Here is an 18,498-nt window from a genome sequence, read left to right as displayed (position 1 = left end):
AGCGCGTGGCCGCCGCAGGTGCCGTAACCGCCGCCCAGCGCGTGGCCGCCGCAGGTGCCGTAACCGCCGCCCAGCGCGTGGCCGCCGCAGGTCCCGCCGCCGCAACGACAGAATGCCTCGAGCCCAAGGGCTCGAGGCATTCTTCGTCCGATCCGGATCAGGCCGTTCGTGTGAAGATCTCGCTAAACTTCACCTTGCTGCCCGTGCGCATCACGCTGCGCTTGTAGATGGTGGAGCCCAGGGCCAGCATCCCGACCACGGCCGCCGCCAGGATTCCCGCCGACAGCACCTGCTCCCACACGGCGGCGTCGCCGACGACCGAGCGGACGGGCATCATCAGCATCGAGAACGGCGGGATGAACGACAGCACCCGCGTCGCCGTCGCGGTCGGCGTCCACACGAGGATCGACGCCACCACGTAGCCTGCCACCATCAGCATGGTCAGCGGTCCGATCGCGGAGTTCATGTCCTCCTGCCGCGACACCATGGACGACAGGCCGCCCGCCATCGACGCGTAGAACGCGAACCCGAGCACCCACCAGCCCAGTGCCATCAACAGGTACCCGATGAGCCCCGCGGGCAGCGCGCTCAGCGATCCCGTCGCCGAGCCCGCCAGCAGGCCCACGCTCATCGGCACCGCGAGGTTGATGAAGCCCAGGACCCCGAGCCCGAGGATCTTGCCGCCCAACAGTTGCCAGGTCTTCAGCGACGACAGCAGGATCTCCACGATCCGACTGCTCTTCTCCTCCACCACGCCCATGGCCACGTACATGGTCGGCATCATCACCATGAAGAACAGGACGATGACCAGGATGTACGCGATGATCGCCTTGGCCTCGGCGTCCTTGCCGCCCAGGTGGTTCTCCTCCAGAGCAGGCACGCTCATCGCCTTGGTGACCTGGCTGTCGTTCAGGCCCGCGTCGTGCAGCTGCCCGCGCAGGGCGATGGTCGAGTGCACCGCGTCCAGCACCACCGACAGCTTCTGGTCGGGGTTCGCCTCGGACAACAGCGTCTTGTTGTCCACGATGCCGACGTCGGTCTTTCCGTCCTTGATGGACTTCTTGACGTCGTCGACGTCGCCGTACTTCTTGACCGTGATGTCCAGGTCGGAGTGCTTGCCCGCCTGCGACAGCGCCGCCGACAACTCCGTCGACTGCTTGCCGGTCACCCCGACGGTGTAGGAGTCCCCGCCTCCCAGCAGCTTCGGCACCAGCGTCAGCGCGATCACGGCCACGCACATCAGCAACACGCCGACGATGTAGCTCTTGGACTTGCCTCGGACGAGAATCTCCCGCCGAGCCACCATCAACAGGCCCTTCATGCCACTGCCTCTCGGAAAACGTCGACGAGGCTCGGCTCGTCAAAGCCAAAACGGACGACTCGTCCCGCGTTCATCGCGGCGGCGAGCAACTTCTGATCGTCGTCGGTGGAGTCGATGACCCATTCGCCATCGGCCACATTGACCACCTCACCCGGCAGCCGGTCCGCCCACGACGGGTCGGCCCCCTCCAACACCACTCGCAGCTTGCGGTTCCCCTTCTGCCGCAGCTCCTTCACGGTGCCCGCGGCCACCATCTGCCCCGCCGAGATGATCCCCACCGAGTCGCACAGCCGTTCCACCAGATCCAGCTGGTGGCTCGAGAAGATCACGGGCACCCCCGCCCGGGCCCGCTCCACCAGCACCGCCGCCATGGTGTCCACGGCGATCGGGTCCAGCCCGCTGAACGGCTCGTCCAGAATCAGCACCTTCGGCTCGTGCACCAGCGACACCGCCAGCTGCACCCGCTGCTGGTTCCCCAGCGACAGGTCCTGCACGAAGTCCCCCGCCCGCTCGCTCAGTCCCAGCCTGGTCAGCCACTCGTCCGTGGCCCGCCTGGCGACCGCGGGCGTCATCCCGTGCAGCTCCCCGAAGTACGTGATCTGCTCGCCGATCTTCATCTTCGGGTACAGCCCGCGCTCCTCGGGCATGTATCCGATCCGGACGCGCTGGTCGAAGCCGATCTTCCCGCCGTCGAGGGTCACCTCCCCGGCGTCGGACTCCAACAGCCCCATGGCGATGCGCATCGTCGTGGTCTTGCCCGCCCCGTTGGCGCCCACGAACCCGAACATCTGCCCGGGCTCCACGGTCAGCGTGACCCCGTCCAGCGCGACGGTGTCGCCGAAGCGTTTGTGAAGGTTACGAATCTCAAGCATCGGGTGCTCCCAGGTAAGTCATGGAAAACACCCTAGATCCGCTGGCAGCGGCGTTGCTCAACCTAGATAACGAATTTGGGACGCCGCCCGTCATCCTCTCGAACGACCGTCAGGGACGAGTTCGGGGTCATCCCCGATGTGGATGAGGGGTTGTCGCGACGAAACTTGCGACATCATCCGCCGACTCGAACGGGAGACCACAGTGACCCGCACCAATCATGGAAGTGCTCCTCAGCGCACGTCGATCCGCCGAAGCATGACCGCCGTGGTCGTCGCGGGAGCCGTTGCCGCGCTCGGCGTGTCGGCGAGCTTCGCTTGGGCGGACCCACAGGCCAAGGCCGGGCACGCGGGGCGCGGAACCCTGGTGTCCGCGGATCACCTGCGGTCCATGTCGGTCGGCGATGCCAAAGCCGCCCTCGACAAGGCCGGCTTCGCCACCGACTCGCTCGAATACGATGTGGAGTTGTATCGGCTGGAGTATCGGACCGTCGATCCGCACGGGAAACACGTCACCGCCAGCGGCCTACTCGCCCTGCCGGACAACCATTCCCGCAAGCTCACCGCCGTCTCCTACGCCCACGGCACGGAGCTGGCCAAATCCAGCGCCCCCTCCACGGGCACCGACACCTGGGACATCGCGCCCGCGGTGACCTACGGCTCGTCCGGCTTCGCGGCGGTGGCACCCGACTATGTCGGCATGGGCACCGGGGACGGCGCACACCCGTGGATGGACGTGCCGTCCGAAACGACGGCCTCGGTGGACATGCTGCGTGCCGCCCGCGAATACACCACCCACCATGGTCGACAGCTCCGTCACGACGTCATGATCACCGGGTTCTCCCAGGGGGCTTCCGCCGCGACGGGTTTGGCCGATTCGCTCGACAACGGCGGCGACGACTGGTTCACCGTGGGGGCGTTGGCGCCGATCAGCGGCGCGTACCACTGGAGCCAATGGCTGCGCGACGCCACCTCGGGCGGCATCTCGCCGAAAGAGGCGACGGTCTACCTGGCCTACTGGCTCGTGTCCTGGGATCGAACCAACGACATCTACGGCGACCCCTCCGAGGTGTTCGCCGCGCCGTACGACAAGACCGTCCCCCCGTTGCTCGATGGCGAGCACGACCCCCAGGACGTGGTCGCGGCGCTGCCCGACACGCCCGACAAGCTGCTGACCAAGCACGCCAAGGACATGATCGCGCATCCGACCGGCAATCTCGCCAGGGCACTCGAGGTCGCCGACGGCACCTGCTCCGACGCGGCGTCCGAGGCCCCCACCCGCCTGTACTTCGCATCCGGTGACGCCGAAGTCCCCGGGTCCAACAGCCGCTACTGCCGTTCCGAGTTCGCCAAGCAAGGCGTCGATGTCGGACTGAACGATCTCGGCGACCACGCCCACCTGGAGACCAACCAGATCGGCACCGCGAAGGTCGTCAGGTGGTTTGAGTCCCTGAGCTAGGTCCCGGATGCGCCCGGCTCAGGACTCGAACTTGTACCCGAGTCCTCGGACGGTGACGATGTAGCGGGGGCGGCCGGGTTCGCGTTCGATCTTGGAGCGCAGGCGCTTGACGTGAACGTCCAGGGTCTTGGTGTCGCCGACGTAGTCGGCGCCCCAGACGCGGTCGATGAGCTGGCCGCGGGTGAGGACGCGGCCGGAGTTGCGCAGGAACATCTCGAGGAGTTCGAATTCCTTGAGGGGCAAGGGGATCTCGTTGCCCGAGACCGATACGACGTGGCGGTCGATGTCCATGCGGACGGGGCCCGATTCCAGGACGGTGACCATGGGGTCGGTGGGCTCGGCGTTGCGGCGCAGGACGGCGCGGATGCGGGCGACGAGTTCGCGGGGCGAGTAGGGCTTGGTGACGTAGTCGTCGGCGCCGATCTCCAGGCCCACGACCTTGTCGACCTCGCTGTCGCGGGCGGTGACCATGATGATGGGCACGTTGGAGGTGGAGCGGAGCTCGCGGCAGACCTCGGTGCCGGACTTCTCGGGCAGCATCAGGTCGAGAAGGACGATGTCGGCACCGGCCTTGTCGTATTCGTTGAGGGCCTCGCTGCCGGTCGCGGCCACCGCCACCTCGAAGCCCTCCTTGCGCAACATGTAGGACAAGGCGTCCGAGAAGGATTCCTCGTCTTCGACGACAAGCACGCGAGTCACTGTGGACCTTCCTTAGTCTTCCGTTACCTTGGCGTCAATTTCACCCGTGTGTGGTGCAGTTCTGTCGGCTTGCGCGGCTACTGAAGGCAACGCCAAGGTAAACGTTGCCCCCTTTCCGGGCATACTGGACACGTCGACCTGGCCGCCGTGGTTACCGGCGATGTGTTTGACGATCGCCAGGCCGAGGCCGGTGCCGCCGGTGGCGCGGGAGCGGGCGGGGTCGGCGCGGTAGAAGCGCTCGAAGATGCGCCGCTGGTCTTCGGCGGCGATGCCGATGCCCTCGTCGGCGATGCTGATGCGGACGGTGTCGCCGTCCAGCGCGGTGTCGACGGTGACGGTGGTGGCCTCCGGGGAGTAGGCGATGGCGTTGCCGACGAGGTTTCCCAGCGCGGTGGCGAGCTGGTTCTCGCTGCCCGACACGGCGAGGCCGCGGCGGCCGGTGCGGACCAGGGAGATGTCCTTGGCGCCGGCGGCGGTGCGGCTGCGGTCGATGGCCTCGGTGATGACGCGGTCGATCCACACGGTGGTGGGGGCGGGGAGGGGCTCGGCGCCCTGGAGCCGCGACAGTTCCAGCAGCTCGGTGACCAGGCGGGCCATGCGGGTGGACTCGTGCTGGATGCGGGTGGTGAAGCGGGCGGCGGCGGCGGGGTCGTCGACGGCGTCGGCCAGGGCCTCGGACAGCAGCTGGAGGGCGCCGACCGGGGTCTTGAGTTCGTGGCCGACGTTGGCGACGAAGTCGCGGCGGACGCGTTCGACGCGGTGGAGTTCGGTGATGTCGGTGAGTTCGACGGCGACGTGGTCCTCGGGCAGCGGCGCGATGTCGATGCGCACGGCGGTGGGGGCGTCGGCGTCGCCGAGTTCGAGTTCGACCTGGCGGGGCGCGGTGGTGGCGCGGACGTGGTCGGCGAGGCCGCGCAGCGAGTCGGGGTGGAGACTCTGGCCCGCCTTGAAGCCGAGGGCCCCGGCGCCATTGTTGGCGTAGGCGATCTCGTTGTATCCGTCCACAACGCACACCCCGGTGCGCAGGGCGTCGAAGACCTTGGCCCAGGCGCCCGCGTTGGTGCGGGCGAAGGCCTCGGCGCCGAGGAGGGTTTCCGCCGCGGGTTCGGCGCGTCGGTGGTTGAGGGCGTACCCCGCCGCCGCCCCGGCGGCCCCCGCTGCCAGGCCCACCGCGAAGGTCGCCGCGGCATGGGTGCGCCGCGGGGCGTGTCCGCGTGGTGGCGGATTGGTGGAGGTCACGGCTCGATCGTAACCACGCCGTCCTCTTCCGCGCGAGCAGAAAGTGAATAAGAGGTGAACAGCACGTGGCCTTATTTGCGACCTTGGTTGGCGACCGCCGCGGCGGCCTCGGCCGCCGCTTCGGGGTCGAGGTACTGGCCGCCGATCGTGGTGGGCCGCATGGTGTCGGGGTCCAGGTCGTAGCGCAGCGGCATGCCCGTGGGGATGTTGAGGCCCGAGATGTCGGCGTCGGAGATGCCGTCGAGGTGTTTGACGATGGCGCGCAGCGAGTTGCCGTGGGCCGCGACCAGGACGGTCTTGTCCGCGCGCAGGTCGGGGACGATCGCGTCGTACCAGTAGGGCAGGGCGCGGTCGAGGACGTCGGCGAGGCACTCGGTGCGGGGCATCAGCTCGGGCGGCAGGGCGGCGTAGCGCGGGTCGCCGACCTGGGAGTACTCGTCGTCGGCCTCGATGACGGGCGGCGGGACGTCGTAGGAGCGTCGCCAGGTCATGAACTGCTCTTCGCCGTACGCCGCAAGGGTTTCGGCCTTGTTCTTGCCCTGGAGCGCGCCGTAGTGGCGCTCGTTGAGGCGCCAGGAGCGCTTCACCTCGATCCAGTGGCGGTCGCAGGCGTGCAGGGCGAGTTCGCTGGTGCGGATGGCGCGGCGCAGCACCGAGGTGTGGACGACGTCGGGCAGCAGGTCGTGTTCGCGCAGCAGGGCACCGCCGCGGCGCGCCTCCTCGGCGCCCGCCTCCGTGAGGTCGACGTCCACCCAGCCCGTGAACAGGTTCTTGGCGTTCCACTCGCTTTCGCCGTGCCGCAGCAGCACCAGGGTCGCAGTCATGTCCCCGATCCTGCCCGATCCGATCGTCGCGGCACCAGCCGACCCGTGAAGCCGCCTTTGGGCGCCCGATGTGACCGCGGGCGGTGTCGGCCTCGTCGCCCGCGCCCGAACGCGGGCTCCTCGAGTGTCCACATGCTGGACACATTGCTGCGTCCACAAGTGATATTCGGACGTGGCGCCCGTCATGCCCGGTGAGCAAGCACACGGCCAATGGACGCGACATTCCGACCCCACCTGACGTGTAATGAACGTTGTCCGACCAACCCCTTACCCCCCCCCGGAGGTCGATCATGCGGACGGTCCGCGCCTGGCTCACCGAAACGGCGGGCGGGCTCCCACGTGCCTTCTGGCACTTGTGGACGGTCACCCTGATCAATCGCCTGGGTTCCTTCGCGCAGATCTACATGACGCTGTACCTCGCGATCTCGCGTCAACTTCCACTGTCGACCGTCGGCGTGATGGTGAGCCTCAGCGGGGTCGGAGCGATCCTGGGAAACCAGATCTCGGGCGTGCTCACCGACCGCTGGGGGCGGCGGCGGATGCTGTTGGCCTCCCACATCCTCACCTTCGTCACCCTCGTGGCGCTGATCTTCTTCACCTCCACCGTCTCCATCGCGATCCTGATGGCGCTGTCGGCCGCCGCCCGCGAGGCGGCGCGCCCCGCGTTCACCTCGATGATCACCGACATCGTCCCCGCCGCCGAGCGGGTGCGCGCGTTCAACCTGAACTACTGGGCGATCAACGTGGGCTTCTCGGGAGCCGCCCTGCTGGCGGGCCTGGCCGCGGCCGTGGACTTCCGCCTCAACTTCGGCATCAACGCCGCGGCCGTGGCGGCGGCGATCGCCGTCATCGCCTGGAAGCTGCCCGAAAGCCGCCCCGCCCTCGCGCCGGGCGGCGCCGAGGGCGCCCGCCCGCGCGGCTCGCTGCGGGTGATCGCCCGCGACCGCGTCTTCCTGGCCTTCGTGGGCCTGAGCTTCCTGCCCGCGTTCATGCAGACCTCACTGTTCGGCCTGCTGCCGCTCCAGACCCACGCGGTGGGCGTCAGCGAGACCCAGTACGGCGTCGTCATCGCCGTCAACGGCGTGGTGATCGTCATCGGGCAGCTCTTCATCCCCAAGCTGGTCAAGGGAAGGCGCCACACCCGCGTGCTGATCCTGGCGTCGATGTTCTGGACGGTCGGCGTCGCGGTGACGGGCATGGTCTCGTCGATGGCGCTGTTCATGGCGGCCGTGGTGGTGTGGACGCTGGGCGAGATGCTGCAGACGCCCGCGCAGATGGCCACCATCGCCGAGCTGTCCCCCGTGGACATGCGCGGCCGGTACCAGGCCACCTTCGCGCTGTCGTTCCAGGCGTCCATGCTGATCGTCCCCGCGCTCGGCGGCTTCGCCCTGCAGTACCTGGGCAGCACCTGGTGGTTCCTGGTGGCGGGCATCGGCGTCCTGGCCGCGGTCGGCAACCTGCTGGCCGAGCCGTCCCGCGAACGCCGATTGGCGGCCGCGCGCGAGCCCGAGCCCGTCCGCGGCGACGCGGCCGAGCTCGAACCCGCCGCCGCCTAAAGGACCTCGGCGAGGCGCGCCGCGAACTCCGCGGCCCTGGGGCCGTAGCCGGCGTGGTCGCCGGGGAACTCCTGGATCGTCAGGTCCAGGTGCTTCGCCAGCGCCTTGTTCGGTTGGTACGGCGGGAACTCGCGCGAGTCCTCGCCGCCCGCCAGCACGATCCGGTCGCGGCGGGAGGCCAGCGCGTCCAGGTCGGGGACGGCTCCGGTGTAGACCCGCAGCTCGTGTTCCAGGAAGAACGGCAGGTTGTGCTCCATGCGCGCCAGCATTTCCTTCATTGGCGCGGGGATGTCGCCGCCGGGGGTCGGGCGCTGGCCGCCGATGCCCATCGCCTTGCCGAACTCGCCCATGGCCGCGGCGTAGCCCTTGGCGCGGAACGTTTCGTACACGCCGTCCATGGTGCGGCGGATCTCCTCGCCCTCGGGGATCAGCGAGAACAGCGGCGGCTCGTGCGCCACCACCTTCGCCACCTTGTCGGGGTGGGCGTTGAGGAAGTTCAGCGCCACGATCGCGCCCGAGCTGCTGCCAAACACATAGGACGGTTCGCCCCCCAGCTCGTCGATCAGCGCGGCGAGATCCGCGAGGTCGGTGGCGACGCGCTGGGAGTTGTCCACGGGACCGTCCACGGGGCTGCGGGAGAAGCCGCGACGGTCATAGGCCACCGTGGTGTAACGGTCGGCCAGGATGCGGGCGACCCCGCCGAAGGGCCCCGCGTCGCCGTTGCCCCCCGCCACGAACACCAGCAGCGGCCCGCTGCCGCGCTTCTCGTAGTACAGGGTTGCTCCGGGGACATCAAGCGCCCCCATGGTTTCGTTCACAATTGCTCCTCAAGGGTGGGTGCGCCGAACCAGGTGTTCAGCGCCTCGGTCAGGCCCGTGTCGTCGTTGTCGTCGCCGGCCCAGGCGACGAAACCGTCGGGGCGGATCAGCAGCGCGGCCGCGGGTGCGTCGGAGACCTCGGCGCGCACGACCTCCACCGTGTCCTTCCAGACTGGCAATTCCAGGTCGCATCCGTTGAGGCACAACAGGACCGCGCGGCCCGCGGGCAGCAGCCGATCCACGCCGCGCCCGTCGTCCAGCGTGAACGCGGGGACGAAGCCGCCGACCAGGGGATGGTCCGCGCCCCCCATGTCGTAGCGGGTGTCGGCGGCCGACATCAGATCCCCGACGAACTGGGCGTTGTCGGGGCGTTCCAGCAGCTCGCCGAACACCTTCCGCAGCGCCGTCACCCGCGGCCCCGGCGCGGACAACGCCTGCTGCGCCAGGGTCTGCGTCATGACGCGCTCGGCGACGGGGCGGCGTTCGGTCTCGTAGGTGTCCAGGAGCGCGGCGTCGGCGCGGCCCGTGAGCACGGCGGCCAGCTTCCAGCCCAGGTTCACCGCGTCCTGGATGCCGAGGTTGAGCCCCGGTCCCCCGGCCGCGCCGTGCACGTGGGCGGCGTCGCCGACCAGGAAGATCCGCCCCACGCGGTAACGGTCGGCCAGGCGGGTGTTGACGCCGAAGTTCTTGCGCCGCAAGTAGGGTCCGTCACCGTCGGGCCATTGGAGCGGGATCGGGTACCCCAGCACCCGTTCCGCGCTGTCCGACAGCTCCTCCAGACTCAGCGGGGTGTCGAGATCGGACGGGTCCTCCACCCATTCGTTGGTGCCCACCACCGGAGCCTCGGGGTTCGTCAGACCGAACACGAACAGCCCGTTGTCGGTGCGGTTCCACCCGTGCGGCACGACGGGGCGCCCGGGCACCCGCAGCGACGCGTCGGGCCCGATCCATTCCCGGGGGATGCGCACGTTGGCCACGCGCGACAGCAGCGGCGCGGTGGCCCCGGGAAACTCGATGCCCAGGGCCTTGCGCGTCGGGCTGGACCCGCCGTCGGCCGCCACCAGGTAGTCGGCGCGCAGGGAGTAGGCGCCGTCGGGGCCGGTCACCTCCACGGTGACGCCCTCGCCGTCGTCGGTCTGCCCCGTCATCCGGTGTCCGCGTCGCACCTCCACGCCCCGCTCCCGAGCCCACCCCTGGAGCTCGGTCTCCATTTTGTACTGCGGGGCACCCATGGTGTACAGCGAGTTCTGGTCCACTCCGGACTGATCCAGGGGCATCGCACCGAAGAAGAACCGGGGCTGCGGGCGCGGGGGCGCGCTCTGCCCCGTGCACCGCTCGTACAGGCCGCGCTGGTCCATCACCCGCACCACCTGCCCGACCATGCCGTTGGCCCGCGGTTCGCGGCTGGTGGCCGTCAGCTTCTCGATCACCACGGGCGTGACCCCGTGCGCGGCGAGCTCGGCGGCCAGCATCAGCCCGTTGGGGCCCGCTCCCGCGATCACCACCGGTGCGTCCATCTCATTTCTCCCTTGTGGTCCCGGGTAGGTTGACGCCGCGCGCGGCCTCGGCCAGCGCCCGGCGCAGGTGCGCGGTCAGGTCATTCGGGGGCGACGTGTCCCTCCAGCGGTGCAGCGCCACCTCGATGGACGCCGCGACAGCCCCGGCGACGATGTGCGGGGCGAGGTCGACCTCGGCGTCGAGGCCGAGCCGCTCGGCGATCGCCTCCACCATGGAGCGCTTGAGCAGCGCGGTGGTCTTGAGGTATTCGCCGCGCAGCACGGGTTCCTCGAACACCGCGCGGGAGCGGACGGACCACTCGCGGGACTCCTCGGTGGCTCCCTCGTACTGCTGAAGGACCAGGTGCTCGATGGACGTCCACAGCGGCTCGTCGCCGGGCCGGGACAGCAGCACCTCCTTGGCGCGCACCGCCCGATCGCTGACGATCCCGCAGATCGCCTCGTACTTGTTGGAGAAGTAGTTGTTGAACGTCCGCGGCGAGACGCCGACCTCGGCGGCGATGTCCTCCACCCGCACCCGGTCGACGCCGTTGTCGATGGCCATGCGCAGCGCCGCCCAGCTCAGGGCCTGCCGGGTGGCGATCTTCTTGCGCTCGCGCAGCCCCTCCGCGGGTGGTTCCCGGATCGTCATGGCGCAAGCATACCTAAAATTGCGTAATCCGCAATATTTCCTAACGCGCAATTTTTATCTCGCCACAGTAGATACTGTGTCCCCGCACCCAGACAAGCGATAGGGTCTGGGGCCATGATCCGCTTCCTGACGCCGATCGCGGCCATCGCGCTGGCCGCCGCCGCGGTGGTGCTGTGCGCACGAGCGTCGTGGTGGTGGCTGTTCGCGGCGCTGCCGCTGCTGTTCCTGGCTGTCGTCGGCGTCGCCGACCTCGCCCAGACCCGGCACTCCATCCTGCGCAACTACCCCATCCTCGGGCACCTCCGCTTCACGCTGGAGGCGCTGCGCCCCGAGATGCAGCAGTACTTCATCGAGCGCAACACCGACGGGCGCCCCTTCGACCGCGACGCCCGCTCGCTGATCTACGAGCGCGCCAAGGGCGACAACCAGGAGAAGGCCTTCGGCACCGAGCTGGACGTTTACCAAGTGGGCCAGGAGTTCCTGGCCCACTCGATGGCCCCGGTGTCCCCGCCGGACGACCCCCACACCGTCACCGTCGGCGGCCCGCAATGCTCGAAACCGTACGAGATGGCGCTGCTCAACGTCTCGGCGATGAGCTTCGGATCGCTGTCGGCCAACGCGATCATGGCGCTCAACACCGGGGCGAGGCTCGGCGGCTTCGCCCACGACACCGGCGAGGGCGGGCTGAGCGAATACCACCTGCGCCCCGGCGGCGACCTGGTGTGGGAGATCGGCTCGGGCTACTTCGGTTGCCGCTCCAGCGATGGCCGCTTTGACCTGGCACAGTTCCGCGACAAGGCGGCGAACCCGCAGGTGAAGTGCGTGTCGATCAAGCTGTCGCAGGGCGCCAAGCCCGGCATCGGCGGCGTGATGCCCGCCGCCAAGATGACCCCCGAGATCGCCGCCGCCCGCGGCGTTCCCGCGTATCACAAGTGCGTCTCGCCGCCCGGTCACTCCGCCTTCACCGGCCCCTGTGGCCTGATGGAGTTCGTGGCGAAGCTCCGCGAGGAGACCGGCGGCAAGCCCGTCGGCTTCAAGCTGTGCCTGGGACGCCCCACCGACTTCCTGTCGCTGTGCAAGGCCATGATCGCCACCGGCATCAAGCCCGACTTCATCATTGTGGACGGAAGCGAGGGAGGCACGGGCGCCGCGCCCCTGGAGTTCGAGGACCACATGGGAATGCCGCTCACCGACGGCCTCATCATCGTCAACCAGTCCCTGATCGGCTGCGAGCTGCGCGACGGCATCAAGATCGCCGCCAGCGGCAAGGTCGCCTCGGGCGCCGACATCGTCAAGCGCCTCATCCAGGGCGCCGACTACACCAACGCCGCCCGCGCCATGATGATGGCGGTCGGCTGCATCCAGGCGCAACGCTGCCACACCAACACCTGCCCGGTCGGTGTGGCCACACAGGACCCGAAGCGCAGCCGCGCCCTCGTCGTGGAGGACAAGGCGCGGCGGGTGTTCCGCTTCCAGCGCGAGACGGTCGCCAGCGCCAACGCGCTGATCGCCGCGATGGGCCTGACGTCCCCCGATCAGTTGCACAACAACCTGTTGGTGCGGCGCACCGACGACCAGACCCTGCGCCGCTTCGACGAGATCCACCACCATCTCGAGCCCGGCCAGCTGCTCGCCGAGCCACCACAATGGTGGAAACGCTACTGGGAGAACTCTTCGGCCGACCAATTCTCGTAGATCGGGGAAGCGAATGTCCAAGACGGTAAGCCAAACCCTTGTGGACGGGCTGGTGGACTGCGGGGTGCACCACGTCTACGGCGTCGTCGGCGACGCCCTCAACTCGGTCACCGACGCCATCCGCCGCACCGACGGCATCGACTGGATCGCCACGCGGCACGAGGAGGTGGCCGCCTTCGCCGCCGGCGCCGTCGCCCAGCTGACGGGCGGGCTCGGCGTGTGCGCGGGAACCGTTGGCCCCGGGGCGATCCACCTGCTCAACGGGTTGTACGACGCCGCCAAGAGCCACGCCCCCGTCCTGGCGATCACGGGCCAGGTGCCGCTGTCCGAATTGGGCTCGCACTACTTCCAGGAGGTCGACAACGACCACGTCTTCCGCGACGTGTCGGTGTTCAACCACACCATCACCAGCGCCTCCCAGCTGCCGCAGCTGGTGGAGCAGGCGATCGAGGCCGCCATGTCGCGGCGCGGTGTCGCCGTGCTCAGCCTCCCCGGAGACGTTGGCCCCCAACCGGTCCCGAACGGCACCTCGGTGCGGGTCTTCACCGGGATCAACCGCTCGGGCCCCGAGATCTCCCTTTTGGAGCGCGCCGCCAGCCGCATCAACTCCGCGCACAAGGTGACGATCCTGGCGGGCGCGGGCTCCCACGGCGCCCGCGACTCCGTCCTGCGCGTGGCCGACGCCCTGCACGCCCCGATCGTGGTCACCCTGAAGGCCAAGGAGACCTACGACTGGGACAATGAGTTCCAGGTGGGACAGACGGGCCTGCTCGGCAACCCCGCCGCCCACCAGGCCCTCGACGACTGCGACCTGCTGCTGATGGTCGGCACCGACTTCCCTTACCGCGACTGGTATCCCGACGACGCCACGGTGATCCAGGTCGACACCGACCCCTCCCACATCGGGCGCCGCACCGCCGTCGACCTCGGCCTGGTCGGCGACGCCGACCTCACCCTGGCGACCCTGCTCCCCAAGCTCAACGCCCGCACCACCCGCCACCACCTCCAGCGGGCCCGCGCGGCCTACGCCGAGTGGAACCAGGGCCAGCAGCGCCTGGCCGACCCCGATTACGAGCACCACATCACGGGCAGGCTGCGCTCGGGTCTGGACAACCCCGGCCATCGCATCCGCCCCGAGGCGGTGGCCGCCGCCGTCAACGACCAGGCCGCCGACACCGCGATCTTCACCGCCGACACGGGAATGTCCACGGTCTGGCTGGCCCGCTTCGTCCACCTGAAGCGGGGCCAACGCCTCGTCGGCTCCTTCAATCTCGGGTCGATGGCCAACGCCATGCCGCAGGCGATCGGCGCCGCCACCGCCCACCCCGACCGCCAGGTGATCGCGTTCTGCGGCGACGGCGGCCTCACCATGCTCCTGGGCGACATCCTCACCGCCGTCCGCTACGAGCTGCCCGTGAAGCTCATCGTCTTCGACAACCACCGCCTCGGCATGGTCAAGCTCGAACAGGAACAGGCGGGCCTGCCCGAGTTCGGCACCGTCCTGCCCAATCCCGACTTGGCCGCCGTCGCCGAGGCCATGGGCGCCAAGGGAATCCGCATCTCCGAACCCAAGCGGCTTCGCTCGGGCATCGCCGAGGCTCTCGCCCACGACGGCCCCGTCCTCGTCGACGTCCTCACCAACCCCGAGGAGATCACGGTCCCCGGCAAGGTCGAACCCGGCCAGGCGTGGGGCTTCGCGATCGCCAAGCTGAAGGAGACGCTGCGCTCCGAGGGCCAATGAGCGACCATCTACTTTGTCACCGTCAGCGTTATGAAGTCCTTGGTACTGACGGAATCGCCTGGTGACACGGACTGTGCGATCACCGTCCAGTTGCCGTACAGCACCACAATCTTTCCGTTGTCGGACTCCACATTGACCTGGCCGTAGGGGAAGCCCGCATCGGCAATCCTGGCGACCGCAGAGTTGGCGGTCTCGCCCACCACGTCGGGCATCGCGATCGAAGTCCTACGCTTCTTCGTCGGAATCCTTACCGACTTGTTCGTCTCGGCGTCAGTTAGTTTCCAGTCGTATTCGCTGTCGGGATCGTCGGCCATGTTTTGGAACCAGCGCGGAAGGTCTTGCAAGATGTCGTCAGGAACGTTGTTGGCACCCTTCACCATGATGTACGTGATCATGGTGGCGTCGTCGACGCGAACCTCTCTATAGATCTTGCGCGTCCAGTACAGGTGGGGTTTGCGTTGCTTACTGCACGTCGTCTTGTGGCATCCGTACCACGCGTTCCTGATCCCGTCGTCGAAGTCCGACTCCTTGTCAGTATTTTCGTCCTCTATTTTCGGGCCAGGTTTCTCGCTTGCGGACGGGCTGGCCGAGGCGGTCCTGTCCTTGTTGTCGTTCTTGGCGTGATCCTCCCCGCCGCTGGAGCACGCCACGCCAAAGAATGCGGCGATAACGACGACGATCCACGTCCGAGGTGAGCGCATGGTGATTCCTTTCGGGGACAAGTAACCACGCATTGTGCATTGACAACGCAACTCTCCATCCGAGACGAATAGGGTCGACTACGGATTCCGCGATTCGCCGTTGCGCGGCGGGGATGCCCGCCATACGATTCCGGGCATGTTCGCCATCTCGCTCACCGACGACGCCCAGCTGCGCCCCCTCGAGGTCTGGCAGGCCGAGGAGTTCCTGTCCAATCTGGACCGCTGTCGCGAGCACATCAGGCCATGGGTCGGCCCGAGCTTCGTTGCCGAGAACCTCGCCGAGGCCCGCGAAGTGTTGGGGCGCTATGCCAACGGCCAGGCGCACGACGGCAAGCGCATCTTCGGCATCTGGCGCGACGGCACCCTGGTGGGCGGCGTGATGTTCGTGGCCTTCGACGTCAAGAGCGGCGTCTGCGAGGTCGGCTGCTGGCTCGAGCCGTCGGCCGAGGGCCACGGCCTGGTCACCAGATCGGTGCGGGTGTTGCTGGACTGGGCGTTCGGCGCGCGCGGCCTGAGCCGCGCCGAGTGGTGGACGATCGCCGACAACGCCCCCAGCATCGCGGTGGCCGAGCGCCTGGGCATGAGCCTGGACGGCACCCTGCGCTCCTCCGACCCCGGTCGCGGCGGCGGGCGGCGCGACCAGCAGGTCTGGTCGGTGCTGGCCGAGGAGTGGAACTCAGCCGCGGCGTAGCGTCAGCGCCTGGTAGTGAAAGTCGTCGTCTCCCTGCGGGACGACGTGAAAGTCAACAACGTCGAATATGGACGACGCGATTCGCTGGATGCGCTCGTCCGTCATGAACGAGAAGAACCGCTTCGGCTCGCAGCTGTCGCCGTCGTACACCCCCTCGGACTCGCGCCCGCCGTACTGTCCCCAGTAGAACAGCCCGCTGGGTTTCAACACCCGCCGCACCGAGCGCAAAATCCCCTCCAGCTCCGCGCGCGGCACGTGCAGCAGGGTGTTCATCCCGAACACCGCGTCAAACGACACGTCCTCGAAATCGGGGTTCGAGAAGTCCATGACGCGGGCATCGAGTCCCTTGGCGCGGCACCGTTCCACCAGTTCGGGCGACAGGTCGACGCAGGTGACGGCGAGTCCCTCGTCGGCGAAGAAACGCCCGCCGACGCCGTGCCCCGCGCCGATCTCCAACAGGGTGCTCGCGGCGGCCATCCTCAGCAGGGCGGCGAAGTCCTCCCGCTCGGATCGCTTCCACGCCGCGTCGGCCATCGCGTCGCGGGCGTCCGCGTCGTTGTCGTAGGCGATGCGCAGCGCGTCCTTGACGTCCTCGTAGTTCGGCATCGGACGATTATGTCGCGCGGTCGCCCGCCGACGATCACCTCTGTGGACCGTAGCGGTTGTCGAACGAATCGCTGCCCTCGCACATGAAGATCAGCAGGATGATGCCGCCCACGAACGGCACGAACGATATGAACCACCAGGCCCCGCTGCGGTTGGTGTCGTGCAGGCGCCGCACGCACACCGCGAGGCTCGGGAGGATCAGGCCGAAGTAGACGAGTATCAGGCCAGGGAATCGCAGCGAGATCGCCAGGGCGATCAGCGCGGCGTAACAGAGGATGGAGAACAGCTGGAACCACCAGTATTCCGATCGGGTCGCGCGTCCCTGAAAGTTGGCGTACTGCCGAAATCCGCTGGCGATGGCGTCGACGAAACTCATGGGTTCCATGGTCCGAGGTCGATTTCGGGACGGGTCCCGTCCTAGGTGCTGGTCGGCTCGAGCACCCGCGACACGATGCCGTGCAGCTTCTCGGTGAGCCGCTCGATCCGTTCGTCGACCGTCATCGTCGACTGTGGCTGGACCCGCTTCGGGCGCTTCTTGTCGCGGACGTACAGGCAACAGTCGAGATCGGCGCAGAAGTAGGTGCCGACGCTGTCGCCGCGGCGCCCCGCGGTCCCCGACTTGTTGGCGGTGAACAGGGTGACGCCGCCCGCGGAATGCACCGTATGGCAGAACTCGCACATCGAGGTGCGCATCGCCCCGTCGCCGGCGCGGCGGGTGGCGGCGCGAAACACCATGGCCACCAGGCGATCGCCGACCCAGCAGGCGACGTACGCGCGCTGCGGCATCCGCGGGTTGCGCCAGGCGAGGAAGTCGAGATCCTCCCAGGCCACGGCGTCCAGCTCGGGAAGCACCACGGCGGTGGCCTCCCGCTTGGAGCAGTTGACGAAGGCGGCGCGCAGGTCGGCGGCGGATATCGGGTTCACGTGGGCCGATGCTAGGCGGCCGGGGCGATCGTCGCCAGGGTTTTTAGATGGAGCCGCCCGCCCCTGACGACCGCGGGTTCGACACCTTCACGGCCGCGCCGATGGCCGCGTGGTGGCCCAGGAAGTCGGTGTTGTCGGCCCACTGGTCGACCGCGCCCGCGTAGTCGGCGGATTTGAGAGCGGGGTCGGTGAGGGTTTCGCGCAGGGTGCGGGCGAAGCGGTCGGCGCCGATGACGGGGAACGGACGGTTGTGGAACGGTCGGCGGGTGGGGTCGATCGGGGCGGTGAGGGCGAGGGCGTTGTGGCGGCGGGCGAGGTTTTCGTACGCGTCGCACAGGTGGTTCTCGCGGTCGGCGTGGGAGGTGGCCGACAGCGCCGCGCGCAGGGATGTCGACAGTGGGGCGACGTCGGGGACGTGGCGGGCGAAGGCGGTGCCGAGCCATTTGGAGTAGGGGGCGTAGCGGCGCGACATGAGCAGGGCCAGGCGCATGCATTCGCGGGCCTGGCGGGCGGCGACGATGGCGGAGCCGAGGTCGTCGTCGACCTGGGCGGCCCGCCCGACGAAGGGCTCCTCCTGGGACAGTTTCATCCATTGACAGGCCAGAATGTAACGCCAGACCTGGTCGGGATACCAGGACAGTCGCTTTCGGACGGAGGTGAGAGCGTCGAGGTCGTCGTGGAAGACCTCTCCCCCAACGATTTCGGCGAGGTGCTGTTGCGGTGTCGACAGCCACTGGCCGACCGTGAGATCGCGGGTCGGGTCCACGCCGAGACGCTGGTGGAGCCACTGTGCACTGTCGAGGATCTCGACGCGGTGGTTCACGGGGCCGTCCGTTTCGGCCAGTATGTCGGAGGCGTCGTGGGGGTCGGTGCCGGCCAGGAAGTGGGTCGACCAGCCGCGGACGTGCTTGGGGAGGCGCTCGGACAGCGCCCGGGTGACGGCGTCGGCGTGGCGCTCGATGTCGTTGGGGGCCAGAAAGAGTTGGAGGCGCGGGCCCCAGTGGTGGTCGGTGGAGGTGGCGGTGTCGAAGCCCTGGACCTCCGAGCCCGGCCCGATGCGGGCGGCGCAGTGGCGCAGGGTCGGGAAGTGGTGCTCGAGGAGGGGGCGCACGGCCTCGGCGTAGAGGGCGCGGGAGAGTTCGAGTCCTGGCAGGAACGCGGGCATGGTGCCAGGGTGCCGCCGCCGGGCGGACGCGTCCAGCGAATT

General features: G+C 68.6%; 18 protein-coding genes. 5 read left to right on the top strand and 13 right to left on the bottom strand.

Annotated elements, in window-relative coordinates:
- Window positions 1-157: 157 nt before the first annotated feature.
- Both VE172_RS05885 and VE172_RS05880 read right to left on the bottom strand, forming a co-directional pair.
- Window positions 158-1,321, bottom strand: coding sequence for an ABC transporter permease (locus tag VE172_RS05885; RefSeq protein WP_324798504.1), 1,164 nt, complete (start codon window positions 1,319-1,321; stop codon window positions 158-160).
- Complete coding sequence (locus tag VE172_RS05880) at window positions 1,318-2,193, bottom strand: ABC transporter ATP-binding protein (RefSeq protein ID WP_324798501.1); 876 nt, start codon at window positions 2,191-2,193, stop codon at window positions 1,318-1,320. Before VE172_RS05880 ends, VE172_RS05885 begins: the two co-directional genes overlap by 4 nt.
- A 256-nt stretch (window positions 2,194-2,449) precedes the next feature.
- Between VE172_RS05880 and VE172_RS05875 the strand changes: the two genes are divergently transcribed.
- Window positions 2,450-3,649, top strand: a complete 1,200-nt coding sequence (locus VE172_RS05875; protein WP_324798498.1) for a hypothetical protein — start codon at window positions 2,450-2,452, stop codon at window positions 3,647-3,649.
- 18 nt (window positions 3,650-3,667) lie between these two features.
- Here VE172_RS05875 and VE172_RS05870 read toward each other — a convergent pair whose 3' ends face one another.
- From VE172_RS05870 to VE172_RS05860, 3 genes are all read right to left on the bottom strand, one after another.
- On the bottom strand, window positions 3,668-4,348 hold the full coding sequence (locus tag VE172_RS05870) for a response regulator transcription factor (protein WP_324798496.1): 681 nt from the start codon (window positions 4,346-4,348) through the stop codon (window positions 3,668-3,670).
- Window positions 4,349-4,360: 12 nt separating this feature from the next.
- A complete protein-coding gene (locus VE172_RS05865) occupies window positions 4,361-5,518 on the bottom strand; it encodes a sensor histidine kinase (RefSeq protein ID WP_414715067.1) in 1,158 nt (385 codons plus the stop codon).
- A gap of 140 nt (window positions 5,519-5,658) precedes the next feature.
- Entirely contained in the window at window positions 5,659-6,411 is a 753-nt protein-coding gene (locus VE172_RS05860; RefSeq protein ID WP_324798490.1) for a phosphoglyceromutase, read from the bottom strand.
- 290 nt (window positions 6,412-6,701) lie between these two features.
- Between VE172_RS05860 and VE172_RS05855 the strand changes: the two genes are divergently transcribed.
- Complete coding sequence (locus tag VE172_RS05855) at window positions 6,702-7,967, top strand: MFS transporter (protein ID WP_324798487.1); 1,266 nt, start codon at window positions 6,702-6,704, stop codon at window positions 7,965-7,967.
- On the opposite strand, the gene VE172_RS05850 is transcribed toward VE172_RS05855, so the two are convergent.
- Genes VE172_RS05850 through VE172_RS05840 form a run of 3 tightly spaced genes read right to left on the bottom strand, consistent with a single transcriptional unit; the run spans window position 7,964 to window position 10,933 of the window.
- Complete coding sequence (locus VE172_RS05850; RefSeq protein WP_324798484.1) at window positions 7,964-8,785, bottom strand: alpha/beta hydrolase; 822 nt, start codon at window positions 8,783-8,785, stop codon at window positions 7,964-7,966. The two genes, VE172_RS05855 and VE172_RS05850, sit on opposite strands and share 4 nt — an antisense overlap.
- The gene (locus tag VE172_RS05845; RefSeq protein ID WP_324798482.1) at window positions 8,782-10,302 is read right to left on the bottom strand and encodes an FAD-dependent monooxygenase; all 1,521 of its coding nucleotides are present in this window, start codon (window positions 10,300-10,302) and stop codon (window positions 8,782-8,784) included. Before VE172_RS05845 ends, VE172_RS05850 begins: the two co-directional genes overlap by 4 nt.
- 1 nt (window position 10,303) lies before the next feature.
- Complete coding sequence (locus VE172_RS05840; RefSeq protein WP_324798479.1) at window positions 10,304-10,933, bottom strand: TetR/AcrR family transcriptional regulator; 630 nt, start codon at window positions 10,931-10,933, stop codon at window positions 10,304-10,306.
- 114 nt (window positions 10,934-11,047) lie between these two features.
- Between VE172_RS05840 and VE172_RS05835 the strand changes: the two genes are divergently transcribed.
- On the top strand, window positions 11,048-12,628 hold the full coding sequence (locus VE172_RS05835; protein WP_324798476.1) for an FMN-binding glutamate synthase family protein: 1,581 nt from the start codon (window positions 11,048-11,050) through the stop codon (window positions 12,626-12,628).
- Between the two features lie 13 nt (window positions 12,629-12,641).
- The gene (locus VE172_RS05830; RefSeq protein ID WP_324798473.1) at window positions 12,642-14,369 is read left to right on the top strand and encodes a thiamine pyrophosphate-dependent enzyme; all 1,728 of its coding nucleotides are present in this window, start codon (window positions 12,642-12,644) and stop codon (window positions 14,367-14,369) included.
- 8 nt (window positions 14,370-14,377) lie between these two features.
- Here the strand turns inward: VE172_RS05830 and VE172_RS05825 are convergent, their stop codons facing one another.
- The gene (locus VE172_RS05825) at window positions 14,378-15,070 is read right to left on the bottom strand and encodes a PASTA domain-containing protein (RefSeq protein WP_324798471.1); all 693 of its coding nucleotides are present in this window, start codon (window positions 15,068-15,070) and stop codon (window positions 14,378-14,380) included.
- Between the two features lie 136 nt (window positions 15,071-15,206).
- Between VE172_RS05825 and VE172_RS05820 the strand changes: the two genes are divergently transcribed.
- On the top strand, window positions 15,207-15,761 hold the full coding sequence (locus VE172_RS05820) for a GNAT family N-acetyltransferase (RefSeq protein ID WP_324798468.1): 555 nt from the start codon (window positions 15,207-15,209) through the stop codon (window positions 15,759-15,761).
- On the opposite strand, the gene VE172_RS05815 is transcribed toward VE172_RS05820, so the two are convergent.
- The 4 genes from VE172_RS05815 to VE172_RS05800 are packed head-to-tail and all read right to left on the bottom strand — an operon-like array spanning window position 15,747 to window position 18,456.
- Complete coding sequence (locus tag VE172_RS05815) at window positions 15,747-16,367, bottom strand: class I SAM-dependent methyltransferase (RefSeq protein WP_324798465.1); 621 nt, start codon at window positions 16,365-16,367, stop codon at window positions 15,747-15,749. The two genes, VE172_RS05820 and VE172_RS05815, sit on opposite strands and share 15 nt — an antisense overlap.
- A 34-nt stretch (window positions 16,368-16,401) precedes the next feature.
- Entirely contained in the window at window positions 16,402-16,743 is a 342-nt protein-coding gene (locus VE172_RS05810; protein WP_324798463.1) for a DUF805 domain-containing protein, read from the bottom strand.
- Window positions 16,744-16,784: 41 nt separating this feature from the next.
- On the bottom strand, window positions 16,785-17,291 hold the full coding sequence (locus tag VE172_RS05805) for an FBP domain-containing protein (protein ID WP_324798460.1): 507 nt from the start codon (window positions 17,289-17,291) through the stop codon (window positions 16,785-16,787).
- Window positions 17,292-17,334: 43 nt separating this feature from the next.
- The gene (locus tag VE172_RS05800) at window positions 17,335-18,456 is read right to left on the bottom strand and encodes a DUF4037 domain-containing protein (RefSeq protein WP_324798457.1); all 1,122 of its coding nucleotides are present in this window, start codon (window positions 18,454-18,456) and stop codon (window positions 17,335-17,337) included.
- Window positions 18,457-18,498: the final 42 nt, after the last annotated feature.

Source organism: Stackebrandtia sp. (assembly GCF_035643755.1).
GTDB lineage: Bacteria > Actinomycetota > Actinomycetes > Mycobacteriales > Micromonosporaceae > Stackebrandtia.
Note: the sequence above shows the minus strand (reverse complement) of the source record. Positions and strands in the feature narration are given on the sequence as shown.

Excerpts from the sequence above, each read along its gene's own strand:
- VE172_RS05835 (WP_324798476.1), top strand. The coding sequence starts at position 11,048 with ATGATCCGCTTCCTGACGCCGATCGCGGCCATCGCGCTGGCCGCCGCC.
- VE172_RS05845 (WP_324798482.1), bottom strand. The coding sequence starts at position 10,302 with ATGGACGCACCGGTGGTGATCGCGGGAGCGGGCCCCAACGGGCTGATG.
- VE172_RS05810 (WP_324798463.1), bottom strand. The coding sequence starts at position 16,743 with ATGAGTTTCGTCGACGCCATCGCCAGCGGATTTCGGCAGTACGCCAAC.
- VE172_RS05825 (WP_324798471.1), bottom strand. The coding sequence starts at position 15,070 with ATGCGCTCACCTCGGACGTGGATCGTCGTCGTTATCGCCGCATTCTTT.
- VE172_RS05840 (WP_324798479.1), bottom strand. The coding sequence starts at position 10,933 with ATGACGATCCGGGAACCACCCGCGGAGGGGCTGCGCGAGCGCAAGAAG.
- VE172_RS05885 (WP_324798504.1), bottom strand. The coding sequence starts at position 1,321 with ATGAAGGGCCTGTTGATGGTGGCTCGGCGGGAGATTCTCGTCCGAGGC.
- VE172_RS05875 (WP_324798498.1), top strand. The coding sequence starts at position 2,450 with ATGACCGCCGTGGTCGTCGCGGGAGCCGTTGCCGCGCTCGGCGTGTCG.
- VE172_RS05855 (WP_324798487.1), top strand. The coding sequence starts at position 6,702 with ATGCGGACGGTCCGCGCCTGGCTCACCGAAACGGCGGGCGGGCTCCCA.
- VE172_RS05815 (WP_324798465.1), bottom strand. The coding sequence starts at position 16,367 with ATGCCGAACTACGAGGACGTCAAGGACGCGCTGCGCATCGCCTACGAC.
- VE172_RS05830 (WP_324798473.1), top strand. The coding sequence starts at position 12,642 with ATGTCCAAGACGGTAAGCCAAACCCTTGTGGACGGGCTGGTGGACTGC.
- VE172_RS05800 (WP_324798457.1), bottom strand. The coding sequence starts at position 18,456 with ATGCCCGCGTTCCTGCCAGGACTCGAACTCTCCCGCGCCCTCTACGCC.
- VE172_RS05880 (WP_324798501.1), bottom strand. The coding sequence starts at position 2,193 with ATGCTTGAGATTCGTAACCTTCACAAACGCTTCGGCGACACCGTCGCG.
- VE172_RS05860 (WP_324798490.1), bottom strand. The coding sequence starts at position 6,411 with ATGACTGCGACCCTGGTGCTGCTGCGGCACGGCGAAAGCGAGTGGAAC.
- VE172_RS05820 (WP_324798468.1), top strand. The coding sequence starts at position 15,207 with ATGTTCGCCATCTCGCTCACCGACGACGCCCAGCTGCGCCCCCTCGAG.